Origin of the sequence: Coraliomargarita parva (assembly GCF_027257905.1) — a bacterium.
GTDB classification, from domain to species: domain Bacteria; phylum Verrucomicrobiota; class Verrucomicrobiia; order Opitutales; family Coraliomargaritaceae; genus Coraliomargarita_A; species Coraliomargarita_A parva.
In genome coordinates this window covers 74,222-96,505 of record NZ_JAPZEI010000010.1, presented here as the reverse complement: position 1 = coordinate 96,505, position 22,284 = coordinate 74,222, and the positions used below count along the sequence as shown (strand labels likewise).

Annotated in this window: 19 protein-coding genes; 12 read left to right on the top strand and 7 right to left on the bottom strand. The window is 58.2% G+C overall.

Annotated elements, in window-relative coordinates; all coding sequences use genetic code 11:
* Window positions 1-24: 24 nt before the first annotated feature.
* The 5 genes from O2597_RS14740 to serA form a co-directional block, all read right to left on the bottom strand.
* The gene (locus tag O2597_RS14740) at window positions 25-1,701 is read right to left on the bottom strand and encodes a SulP family inorganic anion transporter (RefSeq protein ID WP_269526031.1); all 1,677 of its coding nucleotides are present in this window, start codon (window positions 1,699-1,701) and stop codon (window positions 25-27) included.
* A gap of 212 nt (window positions 1,702-1,913) precedes the next feature.
* Window positions 1,914-2,153 carry a DUF6868 family protein gene (locus tag O2597_RS14735; protein ID WP_269526029.1) on the bottom strand — a complete coding sequence of 80 codons (240 nt, stop codon included), beginning with the start codon at window positions 2,151-2,153 and terminating at the stop codon, window positions 1,914-1,916.
* 99 nt (window positions 2,154-2,252) lie between these two features.
* Complete coding sequence (locus tag O2597_RS14730; protein ID WP_269526027.1) at window positions 2,253-3,587, bottom strand: homoserine dehydrogenase; 1,335 nt, start codon at window positions 3,585-3,587, stop codon at window positions 2,253-2,255.
* A 135-nt stretch (window positions 3,588-3,722) separates the two neighbouring features.
* Window positions 3,723-4,325 (bottom strand): glycerol-3-phosphate 1-O-acyltransferase PlsY, encoded by a 603-nt coding sequence (gene plsY / locus O2597_RS14725; RefSeq protein ID WP_269526025.1) that lies wholly within the window; start codon window positions 4,323-4,325, stop codon window positions 3,723-3,725.
* A 113-nt stretch (window positions 4,326-4,438) separates the two neighbouring features.
* On the bottom strand, window positions 4,439-6,025 hold the full coding sequence (gene serA, locus O2597_RS14720; RefSeq protein WP_269526023.1) for a phosphoglycerate dehydrogenase: 1,587 nt from the start codon (window positions 6,023-6,025) through the stop codon (window positions 4,439-4,441).
* A 214-nt stretch (window positions 6,026-6,239) separates the two neighbouring features.
* Here serA and O2597_RS14715 point away from each other — a divergent pair, with 214 nt between their 5' ends.
* The 3 genes from O2597_RS14715 to O2597_RS14705 all read left to right on the top strand — a co-directional run bounded on the left by O2597_RS14715 (window position 6,240) and on the right by O2597_RS14705 (window position 8,897).
* Window positions 6,240-7,154, top strand: coding sequence for a ribokinase (locus O2597_RS14715; protein ID WP_269526021.1), 915 nt, complete (start codon window positions 6,240-6,242; stop codon window positions 7,152-7,154).
* Window positions 7,155-7,259: 105 nt separating this feature from the next.
* Complete coding sequence (gene efp, locus O2597_RS14710; protein WP_269526019.1) at window positions 7,260-7,817, top strand: elongation factor P; 558 nt, start codon at window positions 7,260-7,262, stop codon at window positions 7,815-7,817.
* 186 nt (window positions 7,818-8,003) lie between these two features.
* A complete protein-coding gene (locus tag O2597_RS14705) occupies window positions 8,004-8,897 on the top strand; it encodes a damage-control phosphatase ARMT1 family protein (RefSeq protein ID WP_269526017.1) in 894 nt (297 codons plus the stop codon).
* Between the two features lie 253 nt (window positions 8,898-9,150).
* On the opposite strand, the gene O2597_RS14700 is transcribed toward O2597_RS14705, so the two are convergent.
* A complete protein-coding gene (locus O2597_RS14700) occupies window positions 9,151-10,485 on the bottom strand; it encodes a thymidine phosphorylase (protein WP_269526015.1) in 1,335 nt (444 codons plus the stop codon).
* A 213-nt stretch (window positions 10,486-10,698) separates the two neighbouring features.
* On the opposite strand from O2597_RS14700, the gene argS reads away from it, so the two are divergent.
* The 7 genes from argS to O2597_RS14665 all read left to right on the top strand — a co-directional run bounded on the left by argS (window position 10,699) and on the right by O2597_RS14665 (window position 19,089).
* Complete coding sequence (argS, locus tag O2597_RS14695) at window positions 10,699-12,477, top strand: arginine--tRNA ligase (protein ID WP_269526013.1); 1,779 nt, start codon at window positions 10,699-10,701, stop codon at window positions 12,475-12,477.
* Window positions 12,478-12,504: 27 nt separating this feature from the next.
* Complete coding sequence (locus tag O2597_RS14690) at window positions 12,505-13,596, top strand: hypothetical protein (RefSeq protein WP_269526011.1); 1,092 nt, start codon at window positions 12,505-12,507, stop codon at window positions 13,594-13,596.
* A gap of 379 nt (window positions 13,597-13,975) precedes the next feature.
* Complete coding sequence (locus O2597_RS14685; RefSeq protein WP_269526009.1) at window positions 13,976-15,085, top strand: cytochrome c3 family protein; 1,110 nt, start codon at window positions 13,976-13,978, stop codon at window positions 15,083-15,085.
* A gap of 28 nt (window positions 15,086-15,113) precedes the next feature.
* Window positions 15,114-15,572 carry a QcrA and Rieske domain-containing protein gene (locus tag O2597_RS14680; RefSeq protein ID WP_269526007.1) on the top strand — a complete coding sequence of 153 codons (459 nt, stop codon included), beginning with the start codon at window positions 15,114-15,116 and terminating at the stop codon, window positions 15,570-15,572.
* A 22-nt stretch (window positions 15,573-15,594) separates the two neighbouring features.
* Window positions 15,595-16,746 (top strand): cytochrome b, encoded by a 1,152-nt coding sequence (locus tag O2597_RS14675; protein ID WP_269526006.1) that lies wholly within the window; start codon window positions 15,595-15,597, stop codon window positions 16,744-16,746.
* A gap of 71 nt (window positions 16,747-16,817) precedes the next feature.
* Window positions 16,818-17,759, top strand: a complete 942-nt coding sequence (locus O2597_RS14670) for an alpha/beta hydrolase (protein ID WP_269526005.1) — start codon at window positions 16,818-16,820, stop codon at window positions 17,757-17,759.
* 4 nt (window positions 17,760-17,763) lie between these two features.
* Window positions 17,764-19,089, top strand: coding sequence for an MFS transporter (locus tag O2597_RS14665; protein WP_269526004.1), 1,326 nt, complete (start codon window positions 17,764-17,766; stop codon window positions 19,087-19,089).
* Between the two features lie 66 nt (window positions 19,090-19,155).
* Here the strand turns inward: O2597_RS14665 and O2597_RS14660 are convergent, their stop codons facing one another.
* Entirely contained in the window at window positions 19,156-19,641 is a 486-nt protein-coding gene (locus tag O2597_RS14660; protein ID WP_269526003.1) for a NanQ anomerase/TabA/YiaL family protein, read from the bottom strand.
* 323 nt (window positions 19,642-19,964) lie between these two features.
* Here O2597_RS14660 and O2597_RS14655 point away from each other — a divergent pair, with 323 nt between their 5' ends.
* Both O2597_RS14655 and O2597_RS14650 read left to right on the top strand, forming a co-directional pair.
* Window positions 19,965-21,332 carry an amidohydrolase family protein gene (locus O2597_RS14655; protein ID WP_269526002.1) on the top strand — a complete coding sequence of 456 codons (1,368 nt, stop codon included), beginning with the start codon at window positions 19,965-19,967 and terminating at the stop codon, window positions 21,330-21,332.
* Window positions 21,333-21,534: 202 nt separating this feature from the next.
* Window positions 21,535-22,284, top strand: coding sequence for a MotA/TolQ/ExbB proton channel family protein (locus tag O2597_RS14650; RefSeq protein ID WP_269526001.1), 750 nt, complete (start codon window positions 21,535-21,537; stop codon window positions 22,282-22,284).

Here is a 22,284-nt window from a genome sequence, read left to right as displayed (position 1 = left end):
CTGGATAAATCAGAGCTGAGCAAATCAGTCCTTTTTGTCCGAAGCGAAAATGGTGATATCCGCAGATTCGACACCAGTCAGGGATTGGGCACGCTTCAACGCATTACGCGTCGACATGTTGATATTATTGGCATCAAAACGGAAGAACTGCTCCTCGCCCAACACTTCCATGAGGCCCGACTGCTGGAAGATCCGCTCGACCTCGGTGTGTGCCCCGCTGACCAAGATCGCACAATGCTTGGTCTTCGCGAATGCAATCAACTCCTTCAGGGTGATCGCCACCGTGGCATCCAGATGGTGGGCATTCCGCATGCGGAGGATGATCGCCCGCTGGTTCGGGTGCCCGACCAAGTGTCGCATTTGCTCGAGAAAGAGGTCACTGGAAGCAAAGAACAAATCGCCCTCCACGTGAACGATGGCGATCTCCGGCCGCTCGGTTTGCTGGCTGGCCTCGACCAGGCCGCCTTTGTCGTCGAATGCGATTTCCTTGAGGTCCGGACGGGCGGCCTTGCGCATAAAAAGAACGATGGATGCCGTGGCACCGAGATAAATGGCGGTATCCAGGGGCAGAAGCATCCCCCCGATCAAAGTGACAAAGAACACCGCGGCATCGCTCTTGGTGGTCCTCACCATCATGGTGATGTTCTTCATATTGATCAGAGAGATCCCCACCATGATCACCACTGAAGCCAACGCAGGCTTCGGCACATAACCGACAAAGCGCCCGAGAAGGAACAGGCCCAAGATGAGAAGAACCCCGCTCATGACACTGGAAATCGGGGTACGGGCGCGACTGTCAAAATTGAGCACCGAGCGCGTCAGCGAGCCCGAAACAGCCATCCCCGAGCCAAAAGCACAGGCGAAATTGGCCATTCCCATACTGAGCATCTGCTGGTTCAAATCGACTTGGTCCCCGGCCTTGGCGGCCAGCGTCTTGGAAATAGACGAGCTTTCCAGCAGCGAAAGGAAGGCCACGGCAAGCGCCGCATTGGACAGGCCATAAAAGTCATTCCAGTTAAAATGCGGGATACTCAAGGGCCAGTTGGAGGCACTGATCGGCTTGAGCATTTCCACCTCGACGCCGAGATGCCTCAACCAAGCCGTCAGCCCACTCACCAGAACCAAGGTCACCGCTACGGTCGGCAAACCCTTTGCGAAACGCTTGAGAGGGATAAAAATAGACACTGTCAGAGCCCCAACGAGGAACGCTTCCCAGTGAATTTCGGGGAGTCCCCGCACGAGATTATAAAGGGACTCCGCAAATGTCCCCGCTCGCGCAACATGCAACCCCAGCACCGTCTTCAACTGGTTGACGATGATGAGAAAGGCCGCCGCGGTGATGTAACCGGTGATGACGGTACGCGAAACATACTGCACCATCGACGCCACCCGCAGAAAGGCGCCGAGTATCATGAAGACGCCAACCAGAAGGAGCAACAGGGGCAAGGCCAGCACCGCCTGCTCCGGACTGTAGTTCAGGGTCAGGAAGGCCGAAAGCAACATCACCGCAGTCGCGTTCGAAGGCCCGAGCATGATAAAGCGCGAGCTGGCCATGATCGGGCCGGTGATGGTGGAGAGCGCGGAACCGAAAATACCGATCTGAACCGGCAGGCCAGCAATCAAGGCGTAAGCCATGCTCTGCGGGAAATCGAGCAGCGCAACATTCAGGGCAGCCCGCGCGTCACCGATTGCTTTCTCCACCGAATAATTGCGCAATGTGTCCAGCAACGGAAAAAATCGAAGCCCAAAGCGCCGTTTTACTTCACTACCCTCTCCCATAAGCGATTCTACGTCCGTTTTTCAGACAGAAAGCGGGCCAGCATTCAGAATGCCTCTTTAATCGCAACTGCGAAATCCACAGCATTCATCATGTTCAAAGCCCTTATAGGGGCTATGACAACAGATGCCCGGAACTAGCCTAGAATCAGCAAAACCAACCAGGGTGTAAAATTAAAAACCATGATGAACAGTTTGTAATGGGCCAGGTAAGTCTGAAGCGCTTTCAAGGTCTCGCTCCGGTCCATTTCGAACAGGCCCTTGAAGATCGAGCAGATAAAATCCTTCAGCAGCCAGACCGCCAGCGCGCTCATGCTGTAAAGGATGGCGTTGATGACCAGGCACCAGAAAAAAAACTGTTCCAGATCTACATTCATGCAAGACATCAAGGCTAGTGCGCTCAACTGTAAAACGCAACTCTTTACCCGGCCCCGGGAACGGGCTCCAGCGAACCGGCTGGGGCGGCAGACCTGCGCTTAAATCAACTTGGAGGGATCGAACACGCGGAAGCTCACCGGCTTTCCCAACACAATGGCTTCGGCCGCCAGACTCAGCTTGGCGGCATTGACGGCGGATTCGCCGGCCTTGTGGGTCGTGACCATGATCAGGGCACTGCCGTCTTCCAGTTCCTTCTGGTTGACGGTCGCAAAGCTGATGTGGTGCTCGGCCAGGATATTGGAGATCCGGGCCAGCACGCCTTCCTGGTCCTTGACATGAATACGCAGGTAATAGCGGCCTTCCAGCTCCTCCGGTGTGGTCAGTTCGAGTCCGTCCGCCAGTTGCTGGTACACTTCCTCGTCCTCTTCGCTGATTACCGGTGCCGGCGCGCCCTGAAGCATGAAAACCGCATCGGCGATATCGCTGATAACCGAGCTTGAAGTCGCGTCCTGTCCGGCTCCGCGCCCGATCAAAACCGTGGTACCGACCACGTCGCCGGTCACGCTGACGCCGTTGTACACTTCATCCACCCCGGCAATGACTTCCTTCTTGGAAATCAAAGCCGGATGCAGGCGAACGGAGAGCTTGTTGGCCTCGAAATCCCGTGCAATCACAGCGAGCAACTTGATTTTGTAGCCAAGCTGACGCGCGATTTCGATGTCATCAGCCGTGATGTCACGGATGCCTTCACAAATAATCTCGTCCAGCTTCACCCACTTCCCATGGGCAAGGTAGGCGAGGATGACGGCCTTGTGGGCGGCATCGATGCCATCGAGGTCCAGTGCCTCGTCCGCTTCCACATAGCCCAGCGCGCGGGCATCGCCCAGCGTCGCGTCAAAAGTCAAACCTTCCCGTTCCATGCGCGTCAGGATGTAGTTGGACGTGCCGTTCAGGATTCCGAAAATGAGCTTGAAGCGATTGGCCACGAGCGCCTCGCGGATGGTCTTGATGATCGGAATGCCCCCGGCCACCGAAGCTTCGTAGAAATAATGTCCGCCGCTCTTGCGTGCGAGTTCAAAGAGTTCCTCACCATGTTCGCAAATCAGCGCCTTGTTGGCAGTCACGACTATCTTCCCCTGGCTCAGCGCACGACGTGTCAGATCCAACGCCTCCCCGGTGCCCCCCATCAGTTCACAGACAATATCGACCTCCGGATTTTCCACCACTCGGGCGGGATCGGTCGAATAACGCTCCGCCGGCACTTCGACCTCACGCTGCTTGCTAGCATTTTTGACCACAATTTGCGTAATGTCGAGATGGGCACCCAACCGCCGCTCCAGGGCCTGGCGGTTGTTTTCTATATTCTTCCAGACTCCTTGCCCGACGACGCCGAAGCCAAGGAGACCGATGCGGATGTTACGTTTCTCTGCCATGATATTGAGGAAGCGGACAGCCAATACGAGCCAATCGAAGTTTCAAGGACAGACTTTGCTTGAGCCAGGTTCGCAATCGCGCGCAAGGCAAAGGGAGCGCCGTAGAAATGCGGCGCGACAGCCGAAACGAGCCGCTTACTTCTTGAAGCTGTTTTCCTTCCCCTGAAGGAGGCGCGAGATGTTCGAGCGATGACGCACCACGATCAAGACGCCGAGCAAGAGCGCGAGGGTCATGCGCGGATCCGCCACACCGTGCAGGCAATAGGCACTCACCGGCAAACTGAGCGCAAACACGATCGAGGCCAACGCAACGATCTTGCTGGTATAATACAGCGCCAGCCAGGCAATCAGACCGATCAACAAGACCAGCGGCATGAGAGCCAGCAGCCCTCCCATCGTGGTGGCAACGCCTTTTCCCCCTTTAAACTTGAGAAAAACCGAGAAGCTGTGGCCGATAATCGCAGCCACCAAGCCGATAATTCCCATCCGCAGGCCCAGTTCGCCTCCAACGAGCAGCAGCGGCCAGCCGGCTGCGGCAAAGCCCTTCAAGGCATCGAAGAAGAACACCAGATTCCCCCACTTTGCCCCGAGCGTACGCTTCACATTGGTCGCACCGGGATTGCCGCTGCCTTCCTTGAAGATATCCACCCCCTTGGCTTTGGCCACGATCACCGCAAAGCTGATCGAACCGAGGAGATAACCGATGACGGAAACAAGCGTGATCTGGAACGGGGACATGGGCAAATGGACGGGGGACGCTGGCCCTCAAGCATCCACATTGACGAAAAACCTATCTTTAAAGCATGAAGGCGGATGGCTGAGGGCAGCCATCCGCCTTCTACCCGAAACGCTTAAAGCTTGATCACGCGATACTTTTCAATCGCAGGATGCTCGACCAGTTTCTTGGCTGCGGCCTCGGAAGGTGCGCTGTCGAGCTCAAAGACACTGACCGCAAAGCCCTCGCCCTTGTCGCGGCTAAGCGACATGTTGGCGATATTGACCTGGTCCTCGCCCAGGGTCACACCAATGAATCCGACGATGCCAGGAACATCCTTGTTCTTCAGGACCAACAGGGTCGCATCGGTGTTCACCTCCACCCCATGACCGTCGATGGTCACGATGCGCGGGTTCTGGTTCTTGCCGACCAAGGTGCCGCCGATGGTGCGGGTCTTGCCGCCCTTGCAGGCAACCTCGACCTCGATCAATTCGTTGAAGTCCGCATGCGTGCTGCTCTTGACCTGCTCGCTTTCGATTCCCAGACGCTCGATCTTCTTCGGCGCATTGACGTTGTTCACGTGGTCCGAGATCTCGCGCAGGTAGCCGCGCTGGATCGCATTGGTCAAAGGCAGGGTGTCGAACTCGACGATCTTGCCATAATAACGGATCGTGATCTTTTCCACGCCTTCCGGCGCAAGTTGCTGGGCAAAAGTACCGATCTTCTCGCCCAGTCCGATATAGGGACCGAGCTTTTCCAGCACCTTCGGGTCGACCGAAGGCATGTTGATGGCATTGATCACCATGCCGCCCTTCAGGGTCTCAAGCATCTGCTTGGCCACGTCAATCCCGACATTTTCCTGGGCTTCCTGGGTGGAGGCGCCGAGGTGCGGGGTGAGCACAAGATTCGGAATGCTGCGGAGCGGGCTGTCCTCGGCCGGCGGCTCGTCCTCATAGACGTCCAGACCGGCGGCAGCGACCTTGCCGCTGTTCAAAGCTTCAATCAAGGCAGCTTCTTCGATGATACCGCCACGGGCACAATTGAAGACGCGTACGCCGTCCTTCATGCGGGCAAAGGCGTCCGCATTGAGCATGTGCTTGGTCTCGGCCGTCATCGGCATGTGTACCGTGATGTAGTCGGCCTGCTCGATCACTTCGTCCAGGGTCGCCTGTTTCACGCCCAGAGACTTGGCACGGGACTCGGTCAAATACGGGTCATAGGCCAGCACATCCATGTTGAAGGCCATGGCACGCTTGGAAACCTCGGCACCGATACGGCCCAGGCCCAGCACACCGAGGGTCTTACCGTTGAGTTCGGAACCGGTGTACTTCTTGCGGTCCCACTTGCCTTCGCGCATGCCGGAACAAGCCTGCACAATCGGACGGGTGCCCGCCAGCATGTGAGTAAAAGTCAGTTCTGCCGTGGCAATGGTGTTGCCGGTCGGCGTATTCATCACGATCACCCCTTTATCGGTGGCGGCCTCGATATCGATATTATCGACCCCCACACCGGCACGCCCCACAACCTTCAGCTTCGGCGCAGCCGCAATGACTTCGGCAGTGATCTTGGTATCGGATCGCACGGCAATCGCGTCGACGTCCTTGACGAGTTCAAGGATCTGCTCTGGGGAGGACCCGTAGGCTTCAATCACTTCAAAGCCTGCTTCAGCTTTGAACAAATCAACGCCAATGGGTGAGATGCGGTCTGCGACTAGTATTTTCATGGGAAAAGCGCGCGATTAAATTTCCCCCGCCCCGAATTGCAACGAAAAGAAGTCCCCGCTTTGCCATTGCCCGCTCAAATCGCCGTGAAAAAACCACAACTGGCACCCAAACAACAACTTAGTACCGGATCGGAAAATGCGGCCGTCCGGTTGACAAGAAGCCGTGTTCACCAAGCATATTGCGGGGTACCGCAACCGGTCACATCCATTTATTATGCGCACCCCTATCCTGAACCTCGGTTCTCTCAACATCGATCACGTCTATAAAGTGCCGCATTTCGTGCGCCCGGGCGAAACACTTTCTGCGGAGTCCTACGTCTGCAACCCCGGCGGCAAAGGCCTGAACCAATCGATCGCCGCCGCCCGGGCGGGTGCCAAAGTCATTCATGCGGGTGCAATCGGGCAGGACGGTGTTTTTCTAAAGGACATCCTTCTAGACGCCGGAGTCGATACCACACGTATCGTCACCCGGAATGTCGCAACCGGACATGCCTTGATCCAGGTCAATGCCGACAGTGAAAATGCGATCGTGCTCCATGGCGGGGCGAATCTGGCACTGACACCGGGCGATGCGGATGCCGCCTTGGCCGACCTGCCCCCCGGCACCATCGCACTGACACAGAATGAAACCAACCTGACGGTCGAATTCCTGCACAAAGCGAAGCGCCGTGGGCTCACAATTGCCTGGAATCCGGCTCCGATTAACGATACCTGTGAGAACGTGCCTCGCGACATCCTTGACATCTTAATTGTCAATCAGGTCGAGGGGCAGGCTCTCAGCGGGGAATCCGAACCTGATGCGATCGTACGTTCACTGTCGGAAGGCATGAAGCCGGGCGCGACCGTCACACTCACACTGGGCAAGCAAGGTTCCCTGACCATGTCGATGGGGCGCATGCTTCGAACGCCGGCCTTTCCAGTGCCCCATGCGGTCGATACCACTGCCGCCGGAGACACCTTTATCGGTTACCTGCTGGCCGGTCTGTCTCAGCAGACTCCACTTGCAGAAGCACTGGTTCAAGCCAGTGCGGCCTCGGCGCTTTGTGTCCAGAAAGCCGGGGCCGCCTCATCGATCCCCCTCGCAGCCGAGACACGAGCCCTCCGGAACAGCGACCGCTCAGGCAATTAATCCCTGGGACTCATTGCGTTCTCAATGCGCCTAGCCGCTTGACAGAGCCTGTCCGGACTGGCAAATCGATGCGTTTTTCATCTTTTCACCTCAACCACCTTCAAAATGGCATCTCCCACAGACGTTCGTAAAGGCAAAGTCCTGAATTACCAAGGCAACCCGCACCTTGTGCTGGATGTGCAGCACCGCACACAGGGTCGCCAAGCCGGCTTCATGCAGGTCACCATGCGCAACCTGAATACCGGGTCCAGCACCACCACCAAGATCCGCACGACCGATTCCGTCGAGATCATGCACACCGACAACAAGAAGCTCGAATTCAGCTATGTGGACGGTGACGGTTACCATTTCATGGACCCGGAATCTTTCGAGGACATCATCCTGGACGAAAGTCTGGTCGAGGATGCCAAGGACTTCCTGGTCGAAACGACCCCTTACAGCGTACTGCACGTGGATGACAAGCCGATCTCCATCGACCTGCCGGCCTCCATCGAAATGAAGGTCATCGAATCTCCGGAAGGCGTCAAAGGCGACACCGCCAGCAACGTCCAAAAACCCGCCAAGCTCGAAACCGGCCTGACCATCCAGGTGCCGCTCTTCATCAAGGAAGGCGAAATCATCAAGGTTTCCACCTCGGAAAAGGCCTACATGGGCCGCGCCTAAGGCGATATAAGTCGGATAAGCATTTGCACAACGGCAGGCACCTTCAAGGGCCTGCCGTTTTTCATCCCCCCCCCCCTCGGGATAGGCGACAAGCAGCCAGAGCAAGAAGGCCGATGCCCGACTACCGGAGCACCAGAGCTGCCGATTTGTTTTGTGCTTCTTCACGTGAAGGGTTTCACTCGAACCATGAATCGGGCCCCCTGTGCGATGCGGACCAAACTGGACTGTTTTTCCTGCTTCCTGCGCACGGGTCTGCAAACGGCACGTCTTTCCGGCACCAATGATGACGAACTGCAGCGTCTGATGACGCGCTTTTTAAAAATCCTGCAGGACTTGCCGGACAAGGAGTCCCCCTTGGGGGTGACTTCCAGGATCCAAAACCTGATCCGCAAAGAAACAGGCGTGCAGGACCCCTACCTGAGCGTAAAAAACGAATGCACACGGGAGGCCGAACAATACCTTTCACAACTGAACTCAGAGGTCTCCTTGGCCCCCGCTCCCCTCGACACAGCCCTCAAACTGGCCGTAATCGGGAATGTCATGGATTACGGCGCCGACCCACTCTTCAAGCTCGGCAGCCTCACCAGGCGCTTGAACACGACGGAGTTTACAGTCGATGCCACCGGACACTTCATCTCAGAGCTGAATTCAGCCCGAAGGATGGCCTACATCGCCGACAATACAGGGGAAATCGTCTTCGATTCGATCCTCATCGAGCGCCTGTTGAATGACTACCGTATCGAAGCCCTACACCTCGTGATCCGGGATGAACCCTTCCTCAATGACGTCTCCGACGAGCGCCACATCCCCGACGCACTCCTCCACAACCCCCGCGTCAAAATCGAACGCCTCTCGGTCGACCCGGCCCGCCGGAATGAAGCCGTCTGGCAAAGTGTGATCGCCTGCGACATCGTTTTAAACAAGGGCATGGCGAACTTTGAAAACTACGCCGACCAACCCGGATTCTTTTTCCTCCTGATCAGCAAGTGCAAGCTGGTCAGCGACCTCATCGCCGCTCGCGTACAACACCCGGTCACCACCGGAGACTGGATCTTCCTCCACCAAGCCAAGGAGGCCTGATTCCACTTTGAATAAGGTATGACCTAATTCATCCCCCTCCCACCTGCAACAGTCTCCGCTCTACGAGCTTCCCGCTACGCTCTCCGAGCTACGCCGGACACAGACGCCGCTCAAGAGCAGGTGCCCTCCCCCATCTCGTATCTCGTATCCCGCATCTCGCATCTCGCATCTCGAAACTTCCCCATCCCCACATCCGCACAAAAAAGCCCCGGCCTAAAAGACCGGGGCTTTGCCTTAAAATGCAATCGCGTGCTTATGCCACACGCTCGACGATCAGTTCCGGCGGATTCGGACGCTTCGGAGCCAGACGGTAGGCGCTCTTGAGGAATTCGAGCGCTTCCTCCATCTTCGCCTCGTCGTTGTAGTGGATCATCATGAGCGGCTCGCCCTGCTTGACCTGCGTGCCCACCTTCTTGATCTCGGACACACCGACTGCGGGGTCGTACTTGCCGTTCTTCTGCAAGGCCAGCTTCTGCACACCCTCGGCAATCATGCCTGCATTGATAGTGTGAACGTAGCCGCGCTTCGGCGCCGGCAGCTTGCGGATGTGCTTGGCGGTCGGGAACTTGTCCGGGTCGTCGATTACCGATGTGTCGCCGCCCTGGGCCTCGACCATTTCCTTGAATTTCTCGAGGGCCGATCCGTCCTGGAGGTGACGCTCCACGGTCTGCTTGGCGGAAAGGGTCGAACCGGCCACACCGGCCAGACGAACGATTTCCATCCCCAGCTTGAGTACCAACTCCTTCAAGTCCTCAGGTCCTTCCCCCTTCAGCAGTTGGATGGCTTCCTTGATTTCCAGCGCGGTACCGACGGTATCGCCGAGCGGCTGGTTCATGTCGGTCACCAGAGCCACGCAGCGGCGCTTCATGGAACGGCCCACACGGGTGATGGAACGGGCCAACTGCTTGGCTTGCTCCACATCCTTGACGAAGGAACCGTTGCCCCACTTCACGTCCACCACCAGACCTTCGGCACCTTCAGCCAGCTTGCGGCTGAGAACGGAACCGGTGATCAGTGGGAGACTCGGGATGGTACCGGTCTGCAGACGCAGCTTGTACAGCATGGCGTCCACCGGCGCGATTTCTTCGTCCTGCTTGATAAAGGTGCAACCGACTTTCTTCAATTGAGCCTTGAAGCCTTTCAAATCCAACTCCGGATTGAACTTCGGAATGGCCGATAGCTTGTCCAGATTGCTGATGACGTGCTCTTCATCCACCCCGTTCATGGTCGGCATGACCACACCGCAGGCCGCCGCCAGCGGCCCCAGAACCAGAGTCGTCTTGTCACCCACACCACCGGTGGAATACTTGTCAATCTTCGGACGTGCAATGCCGGTCAGGTCGATCACCTCCCCGGAGAGCATCATTTCCTCCGCAAATACCGCGGTTTCCTGTGCGGACATGCCTTGGAAGAAAATCGCCATGGCCAACGCAGCTTGTTGAAACTCAGGAAGTTCCTCATCCAAGATGGAATCGACAACATAGCGGATTTCCTCATCGGTAAATTCCCCACCGTCCCGTTTTTTCTCCACCAGATAGCTGAAAGATGGCTTGATAAACTTTCGTGCGCTTATGATCTTCTTTCTCATTCAGTAATACTATAATAGATGCCCGTTAAGCTGCCCTAATGGCATAAACCTTTATGCATGAGCTTATTAAGCTTTCTTGTCGAGCTTAAAGTAAGTCAGGCCTCAATTATTACCTCGACTGACCACTATGCAGAAGCGCTATAAGTCACCTCAAAAGCGCCTTGGTTCCAAACGCGAGCTTGACCCTTTGGCAGCAGTATTTTGCTTGGGCGGATGCAGGTCTGGTTCAATCCATCCACAGGAATCGAAAACGCGCTCAAGCAAATCGCGGCGAACACCGAGGGCTTCGGTCCGGAGTTCGTCCCCGGTGTGCGTCCGGCGGACCCCAAGTTCGGCGACTTCCAAGCCAACGGGGTGCTCGGCTTCGCCAAGCGGAACAAGGCGAACCCGCGCGAGCTGGGCCAGAAGCTGATCGACGCGGCCCAGGCCTCCGGTTCCTTCGACCCGCAAATGGTCGAGCTCTCCCTCGCCGGCCCGGGCTTCATCAATTTCAAACTCACGCCCGCCTTCCTCTGGCAATGGCTGCAGCAGTTCTCCACCCGCGAGGACTACCAGGGCGGCGCCGGCGACCTGAAGAAAGGTCGCAAGGTCGTGATCGACTACCCGAGCGCCAATACCGCCAAACAGGCCCACATCGGACACCTGCGCCCCATGGTGATCGGCGAAGCCATCGCCCGCCTGCTCGATTTCTGCGGCGCCGACACCATCCGCGACAACCACATCGGCGACTGGGGCACCAATTTCGGCACCCTGATCATGAAGATCAAGCGTGACGGGATCGACCTCAGCAACATCGGCGATCACCCGCTGGCCGCACTCGACCAACTCTACAAGGACGGCAGCGCCCTCGAAAAAGACGAACCCGAGCTGCGTGATGTTTCCCGGAACGAGCTGGTCAAGCTGCAGAGCGGCGACGCGGAAAACACCGCCCTCTGGCACCAGATCGTGGACATTTCCATGGCCGCCTTCGACAAGCTCTTCGCCCAGATGGGCGTGCATGTCGACATCGCCCTCGGCGAATCCTTCTACCGCGACAAGGTCGAGCGTATCTACGAGGAACTGACCCAAGTCGGCCTGGCAGAGGAAAGCGACGGCGCCCTCGTGGTCTGGCACGACGAGGTCAAGAAGTTCGCCCGCGACAACGAGCGCCCCTTCCCTTTCAATATCCGCAAGCAGGACGGCGCCTCCAACTACGCTTCCACCGACCTCGCCACCGTCCTTTACCGGGTGGAGGAGTTCAAGGCCGACGAGGTCGTTTACCTGACCGACGCCCGCCAGCAGGACCACTTCCAGCAGCTCTTCCTCACAACCGAGAAATGGTTCAAGGCCAAGGGCTATCCCCTGCCAGCCATGAGCCACGTCTGGTGGGGCACCATCCTTGGCGAGGACAAGAAACCTTTCAAAACCAAGTCCGGCGAGTCGATCAAGCTCCAGGCCCTGCTCGACGAAGCCCGTGACCGCGCCTTTGCGGTGGTCACGGAAAAGAACCCGGACCTGCCGGAAGACGAGCGCATTGAGATCGCCACCGCCGTCGGCATCGGCGCACTCAAGTACGCCGACCTGTCCTCCAACCGCACACAGGACTACGTCTTCAGTTGGGACCGCATGCTCAGCTTCGAGGGCAACACAGCCCCCTACCTGCTCTACGCGGTCGCACGGATCAACAGCATCTTCCGCAAGGCCGGCGTCGACCCCGAGGCCCCCATCGAAGGTGCCAGCCAGCTTGAAACCGATGCCGAGCAGGCCCTCGCCCGGAAACTCATGGGCTTCGTCAACGCACTCGAACTCACGCTCAACGACTTGCGCCCACACTTTCTCTGCACCTATCTCTTCGAACTAGCCGGTGCCTACAGCAGCTTCTACAACTCGGACAAGGTCATGGTCGACGAGGCCGATGTGAAAGCGCGCCGCCTCCTACTTTGCGCACGCACCCGCACCGTACTCAAGACCGGGCTCGAACTGCTCGCGATTACGCCGCTGGAACGGATGTAGACACAATCCACGGCGACGCGCTTCATCATGCCCCACCACGCCGTACTCATCTTTATCACAGTGATCGCCTGCTCCGGACTATGGAGCAAGGCGTACGCGAAGGACTTGCCTCAGCGTGATCCTTGGCTCTGGCCATTTGCATCAAATTCCATCTGGAATATGCCGATCGGCAGTGAAGCGGTCTACGTACCGGCCAACCTGCCCGCGCCCAAACACATCGGATGTGATTTGGAGATTTACGCAAAGACAAATGCCGGGGATCCAGTCGTACCGGTGTATTCGCCCACATCATGGGGCCAACGCTGGCCGGGCGACCGCAAACTGGGCGAATTGCGCATCCCGGCCGATCTGCTTATTGCGGACGCGGATCCGCCACATACACCGAACGCGTGCACCGTCATCCTGATGCCGGACGGACGCACCATCCAGCAACTGGAACCGGCCTGCCGCCCCACACCGGATGCACGTATCGTCGGTTGGCTGCATCCCAACAAAGAGGACCTCTATGGCCAGGGTATCACCGGGACCCACTACGGCTCCGGCTTGTCTGCCCTCGGCGGCTCCATTCGCCGTGGCGAACTTTTGTCCAACTTCCCCCTGCGCCACGCATTGAAGATCAACCTCTGGGCACAGTATTTACATTACAGCATCGCTGTGCCCGGTTTCCGATGGCCGGCCGACCGAAGCGACAGTTACGCCCCCGACCGTTACCACGGCGAGAACCCACAACTCGTCATGGGCACCCTTCTGGCACTCCCACCGGAACTCAAACCCGAACAACTGGAAGTCGAATCAGAAGTCGGCCTCAAAATCTTCCATGCACTTCAGGACTATGGCGCCTACGTAGCAGACGATACCGCTTGGGATGCCTCCGACCTCTGCGTTGAAAAAGGAGTCCCCAACGAGGTACAAGCCAAGTATGGTTACTCACTCGTTGGGAGTGACGGTATTCTCGTAAACGAAATGAGTCGCATGGTGACCGCATTGATGCTCGTAGCGAACAACAGTCCCCAAAGCATTGGCGGCGGGGGTCAGCCAAGACAAGCCCTCGCGCCCGCACTGACAGAGCCAATGCGCAGCACCAGCCCCGAAACGCCCCCGGTAGACCCATACCGGTAGCCGCGCCCAGTCAGCTTGGCGGCATTCATCCCGAGAAGGAACCCGGCCAGGTCCGGAGGATAAGCTTGCCCAGTGAGAGACTACGCGTTAAAACCGAGGGGTCTTTCAGTCAGCCTTTAATCGGGTTTACAGATCCTCTACCCCACCTCAGTTGCATCCGGAAACAACAGTTTTCCCGCCCCGTCGATGGATGCGAGCCGGACGCAAGGTCCGACCCTTCGCATTCTTGTGCTCAATTCCGGGCAAGATACGATCCGGGACGGCCCCCCGAGGAAGCAAAGCACAGGTCTGGCTCATTTCTTTGCACTGCCTAATTGCTTCAAACCTCTCGGCACAGGACAATTTCTGCATCGAATGTCATGAGGACGCCTGGAAGACCATGGAACAAAGCGTCCACTCCCGTGCGGGGGTTTATTGCAATAGCTGCCATGGAGGCGACCCGAATGAGTTTTTCCAGGAGGACGCCATGGACCCCGCCAAAGGATACATCGGCATCCCCTCAAAGCCCCAAACCGTAAAATTGTGCGGGACATGCCATGCCGATGTGGAAGCCATGAATTTCTATGGCATTCCGACCGATCAGCTGGCCCGTTACAAGACCAGCCGTCATGGTCAGGCACTCCTGGAGCACGGTGACAACAAGGTCGCCGCCTGTACGGACTGTCACGGATCCCACGACATTATTAAAGTCGACGCCCCCAACAGCCCCGTGCATCCGCTGAATCTACCCGAAACCTGCAATCAATGCCATGGCAGCAGGGAGCTCATGGATACCTACGGACTGCCTTCCGACACCCTGAAACGCTACCGCAACAGCGTCCACGGAATTGCGCTTTACGAAAAGAAGGACCTCAGTGTGGCCCACTGCGCCCGTTGCCACGGCAGTCATGGCGCCGTGCCCCCAGGGGTCAGGGAAGTATCCTCAACCTGCGGCAAATGCCACCCGAACGAGCGGGAATTTTTCCGCATGAGCACACATGCAGGGATCACCGACGCTTCCCGCTTTAACGAATGCGTCTCCTGCCACGGGCACCACGAGGTCCAAGCACCCGGCCCGGCACTCTACGACACCAGCTGTATACATTGCCATGACAGTGACTCGGCCGCTTTCCACAACGGCCAGGACATCAAACAACTCTTCCTGCAAGCTTCGGGCGCCGCCAACGACACTGCGGCACTGATACGCAAGGCCTCCATCGAAGGTTTGTTTGTGGAGAACGAGGCGGCATTACTGGAACAGCTCCACAGCAAACTACTCGAGATGGAACCGAGCCAGCACAGCTTGTCACTGGAGAAACTCGGGACGTATCACGCCACGATCCTCGACACCGCGAAGACCGCCCAGGCTGGAATCGAGAAGAAGTACCGATGGCTTTGGTGGCGGAAAGCCGCCCTGATCCCGATCTGGATCTTCATCGCATCAATGATGACCGCCTTGTGGACCTTGCACAAGCGCCTGAAAGACAGGCACGAGGAAGATCCGGACTAAGTCACTAACTTCAACCATACGCGGAACCATGAACGAACCGGTAAAAGAATCGGAGACGACACCGAAGAAACAGTCCCGGCGTCAGTTCCTCACGATCTTTGTCCAAGGCGGCATCTTCGCGACCCTGGCCGGCATGCTCATTCCCGCATTGGTCTATCTCTGGCCGGTCACCAAACAAGGTCCATCCGGTGGCATGCGGGAGATCGGCCGTCTCGATGACATCCCGGTCGGCGGCGCGAAGAAAATCGTGGTGGACGGCAGTGCCCTGCTCTTGCTCCGTACCACCGAGGGGGTCCGGGCATTTTCGGCGATCTGCCCCCACCTCGGATGCCTCGTCAATTGGGACGGTAAAAACGCCCAAATCGTCTGTCCCTGCCATGCCGGTATTTTCGACACCAATGGACAGGTCGTATCAGGCCCCCCGCCCCGCGGTTTGAAGGCTTATGAGGTCATCCTCAAAGACGACCGGATCTTTCTGAAAGTCTAAGTTTGTACGACTGAAACGCGCCATGAACAAAACATCCCTAAGAAAATGGTTGGCCGAGCGCTTCGACCGAGAGGGGCTGAAAAGCCTCTTCGAAAAGCAGCTACGGAAGCCTCTGCCGAAAAACATTGGCTGGTTTCATACGCTCGGCAGCCTGTCCCTGTTCCTCTTTCTCAGCCAGTGCATCACCGGCGTGCTTCTACTGGTTTACTACCGGGCCACGGTCAACGAAGCCTTCGAAAGCGTGAAATACATCGTGACCGAGGCTTACATGGGCTGGTTGATCCGACAGGTGCATGCCTGGGGCGCCAACCTGATGGTCGTCGCGGTTTTCCTGCACATGCTGAGGACTTATGTGACGGGCTCCTACAAGAAACCCAGAGAGCTCACCTGGGTCTCCGGCGTCGGACTACTCGTCTTCACCCTCGCATTCGGATTTACCGGTTATCTCCTGCCATGGAACCAAGTGGCCTTTTGGGCGACGACCGTGGGAACCGAAGTCGCCGGTTCGATTCCATTCGTCGGCGACTGGATCAAGACCTTCCTCAGGGGAGGCACCGATGTCGGCGGCGAAACACTCTCACGTTTCTTTGTCGTCCACGTCATCGTACTCCCCTGGCTGCTCTTCTTCTTGATCGCCTTTCACCTGTCTCTGGTCCGGTTGCAGGGTATCGCAACCATGCAGCCACATGCAAAAGAACGACTGCTTTCGAAATCAAAGGGCATCCCCTTCTTTCCCCATCATGTCACAAAGGAAGCGGTGGTCTTGTTTTTCCTGCTGGGGATACTGATCTCTTTGGCGGTACTGGTTCCCTTCGATCTGGGCGAGAAAGCGAATCCGCTCGAAACACCCCATGCCATCAAACCCGAATGGTATTTTCTCCCGATGTACCAGGCGATCAAATACTTCCCGGAGTGGGTGGGGATACTCATGCTGGGCTTGGCTCCGCTTGCCCTGTTGCTTTGGCCCTTTCTCGACAGGAACCCCGAACGCCACCCGAGGAAACGCCCGATTGCCATGGCATTGGCCTTCGTGATCGTACTCTCCCTGCTCGTCTTCGGCATACTGGGCTACTTGTCCGAATCGAGACAAAGCTTTTTAGGGCGCACTTACGAATTCGACATCTACGGAATACCCCATGCCGTACCTGACGATACTTCAGATGCTTCCGACTGAATGAGCAAACCGAACGGGAGTGAGGCTCGAAAAAACTTGTAGGACTCGTCGCTTTGTTTCGAGATCGGTTCATGCGCACATGGATCCCCCTTTCCTTCATCCACATATTGATTCTTGCGGCACTGGCCAACTTGGCCGCGGCACAAGAGACGCCGGCTTCAGCTTACGGCAAGATCAGTAAGGACATTCCCTACAAGGATACGAGCGAGCGCAACGTGCTCGACGTCTACTACCCGGCGAGCGGTGAAGGCCCGCGGCCCACCCACATCTACCTCCACGGGGGCGGCTGGACCGGCGGCGGCAAAGGTGTCGGCGGCAAGATGAAGGCGGTGTTCGACCCCCTGGCTGAAGCCGGCTTTATCGGGATCTCGGTCGAGTACCGCTTGGTCAAAAAAGGGAGCGGCCCCTACATGCGCACCTGCGTAGTCGATTGCATGGACGCGATCCGCTACATCTTCACCCACGCCGAAGAACTCGGAGTGGATACGGACAACATATTCGTCTGGGGCGGCTCCGCCGGCGGCCACCTCAGCCTGCTCTGTGCGACCGCCCCCTCCGGCACCTTCCCCGGAGACCTGCCGGATCCGGAGGGCGGTATCCATTTCAAGGCGGTCGCGGCTTGGTATCCGCCGACCGACATGCTGCTCTACGAGGATATTTCGGTCGAGTACAACCACAAGCTCCGCGACCTCAGTCAGCGTATCGGCCGCACGGTCGAGGACGATCCGGTCGCCTTCATCGAAATCAGCCCGCTCGCCCATTTGACCAAGAAGGACCCTCCCGTCCGTATTTTCCACGGGGATTCGGACCCGACGGTCAACATCCAACACTCGATCCGGTTTGACGAAAAGGCGGAAAAACTCGGCGTGCCCTGCGAGTTGATCACGGTCAAGAACGCCAATCACGGATTCGGCAGCGGCAACGGCCAGCCGATTGAACCGGGCATCGACGTCATCACGAAAGGCACTGCGGGATTCTTTATCGAACATTGCTCAAAGCCCTCAGCGGACTAAATGAATGCCCCCTTGGGTTGAAGTCGCTTACCGGAAAGTAACCGGCGGAAATCAAAGTTCCGCATCGAACGGGATCAGTGAAGACGCGGCAAAAGTCGTCGCACCCAATTTCTTCATCCAGGTGCTGGCTTCGGTGGCAACCAAGACCGGCGACCAACTGCTGAGCCCGCGACTGGTACTGACCTGGCTCCTCGCCAGCATCCACGCGCCGGCCGCCGCCGTCAGCTTGCTGGTTCCCGTCCGTGAAGCCTTTGCCCTGCTGCCTCAAGTTCTGGTCGGTGCCCAAGTGCAACGGAGCGCCATCCGCAAGTGGTATTGGGTCGGCGGCAGTATTTGCCAGGGACTCTGCGTCTTCGGCATCGTCTGGGTCGCCACCCAAACTTCGTCCCCGGACATGGCGGGCTGGGCCTGCCTGGCCCTACTCGGCTTGTTCAGCGGCGCGCGGGTCTTTAACTCGATCAGCGGCAAGGACCTGATGGGCAAAACCCTGCCGAAGCGTCAACGCGGCATCGCCGGGGGTACCGCCAGCGCTGTCGCCGGCGGCAGCACACTGGTAGTCGCCCTGTACTTCATGACCCTGGAACAGGCCAAGACCGATCCGGCGGATATTGCCCGCATTCTCCAGCTCGCCGGCAGCTTCTGGTTCGTCGGCGCCGTCCTCTTCCGGCGCTTACGCGAGTTTCCCAGCCCGGAGGTCGATACGGACCAGGCCATCTGGCAACAAGCCTTTGCCGGCTTTGACCAGCTCCGATCGAACCGCGACTTCCGCAATTTTGTCGCGGCCCGCACCGGCCTCATCGGCAATGCGCTGGTGCTGCCATTGATCGTGCTCGATGTCTTCAAGAGCAGCGAAGGTCGCGGCTTCGTGCTGGGTGCACTGATGGCGGCAAGCGGCTTGGCCGCCCTCTGCAGCGGCTTCATCTGGGGCAAACTGGCTGACCGTTCCAGCCGGCGTGTCCTCGTCTCCGTCGGCCTCGGCGGGGCAGGCATCGCGCTGGCCGCCATTCTGGTGCGCACGCTCAGCCCGGCCGGTCCCCTCCAAACCGTCTTGCTCGGCATTGCCTTCTTTCTCTTCGCTATCATCCACCAAGGCACACGGATCGCCCGGAAGACCTATCTCATCGATCTGGCCCATGCGGACGACCGCGCCACCTTGGTGGCCGTAAGCAACACGGTCATTGGCATCAACCTGCTGTTGGTCGGTGCCTGCATCGGTTACCTCACCCAGATCGATCCGAGGTGGGCCATCGCCGGCTGTGCCGCCTTCAGCCTGATGGGAGGATTGCTGGCAATGCTCCTGCCGGAAGTCGAAGCGATCCCCGACACTTAAAGCCGTAGCCGAAGTTTGAAACTTTGGCGGGATCTAAGAATCACCAAACGCTCACGAGTTCCGCGTCTATAGCTCCAGCCGGTCCAGAGCGACTTTCACGACGACCTTTTTCACGGTCACCGTGGCATCCTCCGGGTGCAAACCGGGCATATGGGCATCCTGGGGCAGCAGCAGCGCAAAAGTGCCCGGACGCATGCTCAGTTGCAAGGCGGCCGGTGCTTCATACTGAAAAAACTCGGCGTCCTTCTCCTCTGAATACGGGGTCTTGGTGGTGAGCTCGTGGGTCGGATAGACCGCGATCCGCTCGGCATTGACCAAGGACATCTGGATATCCGCAAATTCCCGGTGCGCTTCGAGCACGGCGTTCGGCGCGCTGTCTTCCTTCGTCTCGTAGGACATGACGCGGGCAAACAGCGTGTCTCCGTCAATTGGATACTCGCGCTCCTCCGCATCCGGCCCGAGGCCTTCAAGAAAGGCGAAGGCCTTTTCCCAAGCCTCACCGAGTGAATACGACTGCCAGTGCTGAATATGGTCAACGATCATGCAGGCCATGATCATAGCTTGCCGACTGCCAAAGCAAGCTTCTACAAAACGCTTCGCAGATAAAAACCCCTCCGTCCCGGACAAGCCGGGCCACCTCCCCTTGCCAAGAGGAGGAACTCTTTCAACAACTCTGTAGAGTGGTTTGCGGCTATCCAAGCTCCTCCCCTGCTGGCAAGGGAGGCCTGTCACGGCGTATCAAAGAGAAGACGGATGTCCCGGCATGTCCGCCGGAGCCTTGGCGTAGGAGGAAGGGGTTCGCCCAACGCAGCCAAAGTTGAAGGAAATTTTCCAGAAACGGTAGAGACTGCACGCGACCTGCTAAGTGGGCTTCCATGCATCGTTTCACACTACTCTCCTTTCTCAGCATCGCCACGCTCGGCCAGGCAGCCACACTCTACCAAGGGGCCACCATCGTCAGCCTGGCCGACGGGGATGACACGGCAGTTCCCGGCTGGATCCTGGTTGATGACAACGGTTATATTGAAGCTTTGGGCAGCGGCGCGGCACCGGAAGCCGCCAGCGAGAAGGCCAGCGAGTCGATTGACCTAAGCGGGCAAATTGTCATGCCGGGCTTCGTCTCCGGACACAGCCACCTCTGGCAAAGCGCCTTTCGCGGGATCGCCCCGGACGGGGAACTGTGGCCTTGGCTCGACGCCATCCACCGCACCTACGGTGATGATTTTGCCGAAGGCGACCTGGCCGCCGTCACCACCCACGGCGCCTTGGACCAGCTCGTCCATGGAGTCACAACCACCTACAACCATAGCCACTGGCTCGACTTCCCCGCAGAACTCTACTTCGAACAGTTCCAAGCCGAAGCCAAACTACCGCAACGCTTCGTCTACGCCCACTGCCTGCCACTGAAGGAATCCCCCGCCGTCTGGCGTGAGCAAATCGACACCTACTTTCCCGAGGTCCAACCCGCACCGGATGCACCCTTCCTCGGCTTGAGCCTGAATGTTCGCAATTACGGCTCGGAGGAAACCCTGGACGAGCAAATCAAACTGGCAAACGAACTCGGGCTCACCTACCAGCTGCACTACCTGGAGCAATCCTCCCGTCAGGAAGGCGACCGCGCGGAATGGCCATCCTACATGGAGCATAAGGTCGTCGGCCCCCGTACGACCTTTGCCCACTTCATTCATACCGATGCAGCCATCCTGAAGGACGCGGCCGCAGCCGGTGCCGCCATGGTCTGGAACCCGCTCTCCAACGGCCGCCTCGGCTCCGGACTCGCCGACATTCCGGGCTACCTGAAAGCCGGACTCGGTGTCGGCATGGGCGTCGACGGGCAAGCCAGTGCAGACATCTCCGACCCTTTTGAAAACATGCGCATGGGCCTGTATGCCACCCGCATGCAGGATGAAAATGCGGATGGCCTGCAACCGATCGACATGCTCCGCCTGCACACACTCCGCACCGCGGAGGTCCTGAAGGTCGACGCCTATGTGGGCAGCCTGGAACCCGGCAAATTCGCCGACTTCCTCGTCATCGACCCGAAGTCGCCGGCCACCGGTCCCGTCTGGAACCCGGCCAGCCATCTGGTCTTTTCCTGTAGCTCCGCCAACATCACGGCCATTTACGTCGGCGGCAAAAAAGTCGTGGAAGACGGCAAGGTCCCCGGCCAGGACTTGGCCGCCCTGAGCACCGAGGTCGCCCAACGCATTGCCGCGATCCAAGAACGGCAAAGCCGGAACTAAGACCGAGCGGAAACCAGCGATATTCAGATCCAGCGAATCAGATTGCCTGAAATTACCGAGCAATCCGCTTGACCCCGCAAAGCGCATGGGGATTCGTCTACGCAACAATTGCGCAAAAGGGACGTTGCTTGCCTGTTTTCCAACAAGTAAGCATGCGCCCGGCAATACATCGAACGAACCAACAGAACCCCAGAAGCTTTTCATGAAAATCAAAGCCCTGCTTGTACTACTCATGCTCCCAGCCGGCCTGCTATCGGCCCAAGAAACCGGCATTGTGCCGGATACGAGTGCCACCGGCACGATCGACTGGGTCGCCGAGGTCCTGAAGGGCGGTGCCACTTCCATCTTCCTCTTGCTCGTCGGCTTCGTCGGCTTTGTCTTTGTCATCGAACGCCTGATCGTGGTGCGAGCGGCCAACTTCATGCCCCGCTCGCTGGAGAAGAAGCTGCTGGATTCCAGCAAGCAATCCGACTTCCCCGCCATGGCCGAAGCTTGCAAGCAGGACCCCAGCATTCTGGCGCAGGTCGGCGGATACATCGCCACACACACACACATCCCCTTTGAAATTCTTTCCTTCGGGGTCACCGATATGATCGCACGGACCGTCAGCCGCCAGCACCAGCGCACCTATCCGCTGGCCGTCGTCGCCACCATCTCACCGCTCCTCGGGCTCTTGGGGACCATCATCGGGATGATCGAAGCCTTCCAGAAAGTCGCCCTCATGGGGGATACCGGGGATGCCTCCGTCCTCGCGGACTCCATCGGCAAGGCCCTGATCACCACCGCACTGGGTCTCATCATCGCGATCCCCTCACTCGCCTGCTACCACTATTTCAAGTCCAAGGTGAACAGCTACGGCATCCGCTTGGAAGAAGCAGTCGACAACATGATGGCGCCCTGGCTGCATCCGGAAACCACCGACCAGCCGTCCGGCGAAGAAACCCAAGCCTGA